Below are 6,882 nucleotides of genomic sequence, written 5' to 3'. Positions count from 1 at the left end.
AGAACTCGAACGCGATCGGTGCCAACTTCGGGGGAGGTTTTTTGATCGACTGCTTCATGAATTGACGGCTAATTGGGCAGTATTCGGCCAGAAGCCGTCACTCGACTTCAGCATCTGAATCGTTGACAATTCCGCTCATCTTGCGCACGCACCCGCGCGAGATCACCACGGGCAGAAAGCAGTTCTGCCGTCCGACACGGACGTAAATCGCGCTAGACCGAACTGCAAAAACGAAAAACTAACTCTTGTCGGAGCAACGGGGAAATGGACCGCAGATATGTGCTGGTTGGATTCGTACTGACGTTCCTTGCAGGCTTCTGGGTGGGAGATCATGGGGCAGCCGCTCGGAAGACGGAAATCCGGAAGCTCAGGGCGATGCCAGCCATGCCCATCTGGAAAAATCCCCAATGCGTTTCAGCGAATATCAAAGAAAGCGAGCACTTTGAAATCGCCGCTTCGACTCTCGAACATATCGACCCGCATTCCCCTGACTGGCTCGCCATCGGGGCCGAACGCGCTCTCAGTCAAGACCTACACCGCAGTAGTCCGGGCCAGCTCGGCCCGAGGGTGTGTAGTCCGCCAGCTATATATGCCCGTGTTGCTGCCGCCTTTGCAGGGAAACCTATCAAGGGCGCGTTTGATTTCTATGAAGTCGAGCTAGCCTCGCGAATGCAATCTCCGCCCGCCGAAGTAGTTGATGCCGTGGCACGAGTGGCGTTTGATCCCCGGCCTGTGATAGGCGACGGCATTGATGGACAGGTCAAGGGCGATATTAGGCCGATTGCGAGAACTACATTGGCAGGGTTTGGACACGAGTCGGCGCGATACGCGAGTACTGCGTTTGAGCAAATTTCGAGCGCCAGTTCCATTGGCACTGGCGCAGCGCAAGTGGCAGCCGCTGGGGGACATCCAGGGGCGCTTTCACGGATAGAGTCACTTATGAATCAGCTTCTTGCCACGGTTCCGGACGACAAGCCTATTCCACTGGCGACCCGCGATCGACTCTATGAGTTAGCGTGGGGAATCTATTTTTCAGGTGAATCAGCGAAGGACCATGTAACACCGATCATTAGACTCATGGGAAGACAAGTGCAGAGTGGCGCGCCTCCATTCGGCATAGTCAGTCTTCATCCGAAGCGGATGTGCGAAGTACTGTCGAAGATCTATGGCGACGACGGGCGGGTGAAAGTCAATTTTCCATACTGCGCCGACGAAACCCCATTCGAATCGTATCCCCAGGGCGCGTTCGCATTCGCGTCGACGCACGGCCAGTAAGACACGTCCGATGGGCTCTCTTTACTGGACCGAATGTGTCCGCTTTCGCGTCGTTATGAAAGACTCTTATGGGTTGAATCCGCATCGCTTAGCGGACATTCGCGGCGGCGATCGTCGCGGCCAACCCGAAAGACGATCCACGCCGACGCCGTTGCAATTCACGACGTCTGATGCGCCGATGCGGTTGGGAAGAGAGCTAGTGGGTATCCGCCTTCGACTCAACTAGCCGGGAATGCTCGATACGGCCCGAACGATTTCCTCGACGAACACCTTGATCGTTGGATGGTTACGTTCTCCGCGGCGATAAGCGGCATATATCTTGCGCCGTACCTCTGGCTTCAACTTGATCCACGCCACGCCGGCTGGCGCCCGCTTAACTCGCAGGCCAGGGGCAACCGACACCGAGCAGCCGGAGGCCACCATTGCTTCGACCATTTCGGAGCCGCGGCATTTAGCGTTGATACGCGGCTCGAAACCGGCGCGGCGGCATAATTCGATGACGAAACCGCCGAAGGTGCTCCACGTCGATTCCATCGCCCATGTTTCGTCCCGGAGATCTGCAACACCCAGCGATCGCCTTTTGCTCAACGGATGATCCGTCGCGACCGCCACGTAAAGGACATCCTCCGCGAGCGGGACCAGCTCTATGTTCTCCCGGTCTTTGCCGGCTTCGATCGAAAGATCGTCGATCAGGGCGATGTCGGTTCGCCACGCCCGCAGCGCCGCAACTGCGTCAATGGGCTCCAGTTCCTCAAGTCCGATTTCCAGCCGCGGATACGCGAGGCGCAACCGCTTGACCGCATCAGGCAGGACGAGAGAAGCAATCGAAGGAAACGCAGCAATACGAAGTTCTCCGACGATCTCGCGCCGCAACTCCGCCAGTTCCGAGCGCGCCTCATCCAGAACAACCATCACCCGTTCGGCATGAGTGACCAATGCGTGACCGGCCGGCGTCAGCCTGACGCCGCGGCCGATTCGTTCCGTAAGTTGAACGCCCGCATCCTCCTCCAGTTGCGTGATCTGCTGTGAAACTGCCGATGGCGTCAGGTGCAAAGCCTCCGCAGCGGCCGCCATCGTCCCATACCTCGCCAGTTCCAGCAGTGCCTTCAGTCGCCCAACCTCCAACACTCACCTCCACCCGATAAATCATTAAGATCGGCTAATGCATTACACCAAAAACAATAAATATACGTGAATGAAATTGCAACTTACAGTGGCCAGCCAGCAGCAACAGATCGGACGGATTTCCCCCTACTTTTCGCAAGAAGGACCGTCTGCGCTGCCCCCCACTACTTTTCATCGCGTGAAGAGAACGATGCACGACTCCAAACTTACGATCGCGGTACTTTTCGGCGGCACCAGCGAAGAGCGAGAGGTTTCGATTTCCAGCGCCGCTCAAGTGATTAAGGCACTGCGAAGCGTCGGTCACAGCGTGGTCGCCATAGACACGGCATTCGGCCCACTCTCGCCAGAAGAGGACGCGCGCATCTTGACGTCGAGCGTGAACGACACCCCGCCGCCGCCCAACGTAATGGCCCAATTACCGTCGGCGGCTTTCGATCTGCTCCGCTTTCGCGAACTGACCGATGCCGATGTCGTGTTTCTCGCACTGCACGGCGGTACAGGCGAGGACGGCACGATTCAGGCGATGCTCGACATGGCGGGCATGCCCTATACAGGCAGCGGGCACGTCGGTAGCGCGATTGCCATGAACAAGAACGTTACAAAGCGCCTGTTCTCCGCATGCGGCATCCGTACGCCGCGCTGGCTGATGCTGCCGGGCGACGCCGATGACATACGCTGGCGCGTAGGCTATCCGCTCATCGTCAAACCGAATCGGCAAGGCTCGACGGTCGGACTGTCGCTGGTGCGCGCGCCCGAAGCACTGGAAGACGCGGTGAACCTCGCTCGCCGGTTCGACACCCAAGTGATGGTGGAGCAGTTCATCGAGGGCCGAGAACTTACGGTCGGCGTACTGGGTGCGCACGCGTTGAGTGTCGGTGAAATCTTCGTGAAGGCTGGTGAGGTTTTTGACTACCGGTCGAAATATCAGGCAGGCCATGTGCTCGAAAAATTTCCAGCCGACTTGCCAGCAGACACGCTGGAAGCAGCGCAACGCATCGCCTTGCGGGCTCATGCACTACTGGAACTCGACGGCTACAGCCGCACCGACCTCAGACTCGATGCGCAGGGAAATCTTTGGTGTCTTGAGGTGAATACGCTGCCAGGCATGACCGCCACGAGCCTGCTCCCGCAGTCCGCAGCGGCATCCGGTATTCAGTTCTCGAAACTATGCGAGCAGATCTGTTTCGCAGCCATTAATCGTCACAAGGTGCTTGCATGAGTATCGACAGGTCAGCCGCTTTCGCGCGCAATGCACGAGTGCGTCCCGAGGGTTTGTTCGGCTTCGATTCAATCCGGGTACCGCAATATCGTCTGCTCGACGGCGCTACACCCATTCACGCTCTGCCGCACCTCAGCGCGCATCTCGGAGGTGCGAACATTTATGTCAAGCGGGACGACCTGGGCAGCATAGGAGGTGGCGGAAACAAGTTGCGGAAACTCGAACTATTGATTGGCGAAGCATTGCAGGCCGGCGCCGACACGGTCATCACGGTGGGCGCGAGGCAGTCGAATCACGCGCGGCTGACCGCGGCCGCGGCAGCCCGCGCTGGCATGCGATGTGAGGTCGTTCTCGTACGGTCGGTACCGCGCGAGGACGCCGACTACACCGAAAGCGGCAACGTCCTGCTCGATGGCCTGTTCAACGCGCGTGTGCACGATTTGCCGTCCTCTGCCGATGCGATCGCCTACGCGATCGCACGCGCGGACGAATTGCGCGCCGCCGGCCGCCAGATCTATGTCTGCCCGTTCGGGGGATCGAGTCCGATTGGCTGTGTCGCCTATGCGGCTTGCGCAGCCGAAATCGCACAACAGTCCAAGGTACTCGGCCTGCACTTCGATCGCATCGTTGTGCCTAATGGAAGTGGAGGCACGCATGCCGGGCTGGTTGCCGGATTCGCCGCGCTCGGCAACGGCACAATCGAAATCGACGCCTACACCGTTTATGCCCCAGCCGCAGACGCTTATCGCATCACGCTCGAAAAGGCGCGACAGACGGCCCGCATCATCAATTTTCAGGGGGAGATTCCACCTGATGCCGTTCGCGTCGACTCATCGCAACTCGGCTCGGGCTACGGATTACCAACGGACTCGATGCGCGGCGCTGTCCGGTTGCTGGCCTCGCAAGAGGGGCTACTGCTCGATCCTGTCTATAGCGGTAAAGCGTTCGCGGGGCTGATTGAAGGTATCACGTCAGGTCGTTATGCATCAGACAAAAACATTCTCTTTGTCATGACTGGAGGGTTGCCCGGCTTATTCGCCTACCGGCAAGAGTTTCAGGCTGCCTAAGGTGGCCCGGTGAGCCAGCCAGGATGCCAGACATGACTTCTGGAGACAGAGCAGGAATGTTCGACAATTGGCATTTTCCGGAAATCTTACAGCAGCCTTGACGATGACTGCTTTCCCGCTGAAAGCGGCCATCGACACCGCTCGCTTGCCGTAGTCCGCTTCGGGTCGACAACGGAATATCGACGCTGCAGCCCAGCGAGCGAAACATGAACCTGAGGCAAACTTCCGGTTTCGGCCAGTTCCGCACATTGGGTCACTGGCGCTGAATCGACGACAATCTGGCAAACTTTCCGAAACACCGGCGCATGGAGGGCTGCGTGTCCGTTAATGTCAGCGGAACGGAGGGCTACGCGGAGAATGCGCCATTGCTCATCGAGCAATGGCAACATATTTCGTTTGCGGAGCATCACGCGCCCATCATGCATCTCGTGCCGATGGCGCCGTCCTGCGTTCTCGACGTCGGAGCCGGTATCGGAACCGACGCTGCTGCGTTTGCGACGATGGGGCATTCGGTCGTAGCCGTCGAACCGGTGGACGCGCTGCGAGTTGCAGGAATCCGGCAGTATCCGTCTCCCCGGATTGAATGGCTGGACGATAGCCTTCCGGATCTCGCGCTACTGCGTTCCAGACGAAAAGAATTCCACTTTGTACTGCTGTCCGCTGTTTGGATGCACCTTGACGAGCACGAACGTCGCCGCGCGATGCCGAATGTCAGTGCTCTTCTTTGCGATGGTGCGGTACTGGTCATGTCCCTGCGTCACGGCCCCGTTCCGGAAGGCCGACGGATGTTCGATGTTCGGGCCGAGGAGACGATGCAACTCGCGAATGCTCATGGCCTGCGAACCGTCATGAACGTTCGGACCGAATCTTCTCAGCAAGGAAATCGGCGCATGCGCGTGATGTGGAGTCGCCTTGCTTTCGTCAAGGACGGCGCACAGGGCTGCCGGGAAGCTTGGAATCCCCGCACGGGTTACCGCTATCAGGCGCGGTGAATGCCGGCTTCGGGTCGAGAGACACCATCCACGAAAGCGCGCGACGAGTCTCTCTGCTCCCCCCACGGCAAGCAATCCACCCACGGCCATCGATCCGTCGACGTTGCGCGCAGCGCATGAAAAAAGGCCGGCAGGCACCCGTCCCGCCGGCCTTTTGCATGACATGGCCGTGCACGTCGGCCTACCCGCTTCAGCCCCCCACCACCTTCTTCTGCCGCCAGAGGCACAGCAAATCGCACGCGACATGCGCTGCCGCAATTGCGGTGATGTCCGCGTGATCATAAGCAGGCGCAACCTCGACGACATCCGCGCCAACCAGATTCACCGCACCGAGCCCACGCACGATCGCGAGTGCCTGCGCGGACGACAACCCGCCCGCGACCGGCGTCCCCGTGCCGGGCGCGAACGCCGGATCGAGACAGTCGATATCGAACGTCAGGTACGCGGGCCGCGCACCGACGATGTCGACGATCCGCTCCACCGCCGCGCGCGGACCATGCTCATGCACCCACGCGGCATCGAGCCGCTCGATCCCGAGAAAATCGTCGTTCCACGTGCGGATGCCGACCTGCACCGACGTCGCCGGATCGATCAGCCCTTCCTTCACCGCCTTGTAGAACATCGTGCCGTGATTGAGGCTGTCCGGCTCGTCGTCGGCCCACGTATCGCAGTGCGCATCGAAGTGGATCAACGACAATGGCTTGCCGTAGCGCTCCGCGTGCGCGACCAGTAGCGGATACGTGATGTAGTGGTCGCCGCCGAGCGTCAGCATCTTCGCGCCCGAGCGCAGGATCGTGCGCGCATGCTCGACGATCGCAGGCTTGATCGACAGCGGGTTGTGCGCATCGAACCAGCAATCACCGTAATCGACAGCCGCGAGATCGTCGAACGGATCGAAGCCCCACGGATACGGATGGAGCTCCGCGAGCTGCACGCTCGCCGCGCGGATCGCTGCCGGCCCGAGCCGCGCGCCCGAGCGATAGGTCGTCGCGAGGTCGAGCGGCACGCCGGAAATCGCGACGTCGATACCGTCGAGCGCGCGCGAATAGGTGCGGCGCATGAACGACAGCACGCCCGCATAGGTGTTTTCGATCGAGGAGCCGTATGGCGTCGTGCGACGGATCGCGCCGTCGCCGTGGAACAGTTCGGTCATGTCGAACCTGTTGGTCATGAGGACCGCACGCAGCCTCTGCATCGGGTGCGC

At 60.0% G+C, this 6,882-nt stretch carries 6 protein-coding genes; 4 read left to right on the top strand and 2 right to left on the bottom strand.

Annotated elements, in window-relative coordinates; translation table 11 throughout:
* Positions 1-264: 264 nt before the first annotated feature.
* Entirely contained in the window at positions 265-1,275 is a 1,011-nt protein-coding gene (locus tag DIE11_RS30050) for a hypothetical protein (RefSeq protein WP_124629041.1), read from the top strand.
* A 222-nt stretch (positions 1,276-1,497) separates the two neighbouring features.
* Here the strand turns inward: DIE11_RS30050 and DIE11_RS30045 are convergent, their stop codons facing one another.
* Entirely contained in the window at positions 1,498-2,403 is a 906-nt protein-coding gene (locus DIE11_RS30045; RefSeq protein WP_260437208.1) for a LysR family transcriptional regulator, read from the bottom strand.
* 67 nt (positions 2,404-2,470) lie between these two features.
* Here DIE11_RS30045 and DIE11_RS30040 point away from each other — a divergent pair, with 67 nt between their 5' ends.
* The 3 genes from DIE11_RS30040 to DIE11_RS30030 all read left to right on the top strand — a co-directional run bounded on the left by DIE11_RS30040 (position 2,471) and on the right by DIE11_RS30030 (position 5,678).
* Positions 2,471-3,619 carry a D-alanine--D-alanine ligase gene (locus DIE11_RS30040; protein WP_260437207.1) on the top strand — a complete coding sequence of 383 codons (1,149 nt, stop codon included), beginning with the start codon at positions 2,471-2,473 and terminating at the stop codon, positions 3,617-3,619.
* Positions 3,616-4,686: a D-cysteine desulfhydrase family protein gene (locus DIE11_RS30035; RefSeq protein ID WP_124629039.1), complete on the top strand. Its 1,071-nt coding sequence runs from the start codon at positions 3,616-3,618 to the stop codon at positions 4,684-4,686. Before DIE11_RS30040 ends, DIE11_RS30035 begins: the two co-directional genes overlap by 4 nt.
* Before the next feature lie 317 nt (positions 4,687-5,003).
* The gene (locus DIE11_RS30030; RefSeq protein WP_175817382.1) at positions 5,004-5,678 is read left to right on the top strand and encodes a bifunctional 2-polyprenyl-6-hydroxyphenol methylase/3-demethylubiquinol 3-O-methyltransferase UbiG; all 675 of its coding nucleotides are present in this window, start codon (positions 5,004-5,006) and stop codon (positions 5,676-5,678) included.
* Between the two features lie 190 nt (positions 5,679-5,868).
* Here the strand turns inward: DIE11_RS30030 and speB are convergent, their stop codons facing one another.
* Entirely contained in the window at positions 5,869-6,831 is a 963-nt protein-coding gene (gene speB / locus DIE11_RS30025) for an agmatinase (RefSeq protein WP_124629047.1), read from the bottom strand.
* Between the last annotated feature and the right edge of the window lie 51 nt (positions 6,832-6,882).

Source organism: Burkholderia sp. Bp9012 (assembly GCF_003853825.1).
GTDB lineage: Bacteria > Pseudomonadota > Gammaproteobacteria > Burkholderiales > Burkholderiaceae > Burkholderia > Burkholderia diffusa.
Note: the sequence above shows the minus strand (reverse complement) of the source record. Positions and strands in the feature narration are given on the sequence as shown.

Excerpts from the sequence above, each read along its gene's own strand:
- DIE11_RS30050 (WP_124629041.1), top strand. The coding sequence starts at position 265 with ATGGACCGCAGATATGTGCTGGTTGGATTCGTACTGACGTTCCTTGCA.
- DIE11_RS30040 (WP_260437207.1), top strand. The coding sequence starts at position 2,471 with ATGAAATTGCAACTTACAGTGGCCAGCCAGCAGCAACAGATCGGACGG.
- speB (WP_124629047.1), bottom strand. The coding sequence starts at position 6,831 with ATGACCGAACTGTTCCACGGCGACGGCGCGATCCGTCGCACGACGCCA.
- DIE11_RS30035 (WP_124629039.1), top strand. The coding sequence starts at position 3,616 with ATGAGTATCGACAGGTCAGCCGCTTTCGCGCGCAATGCACGAGTGCGT.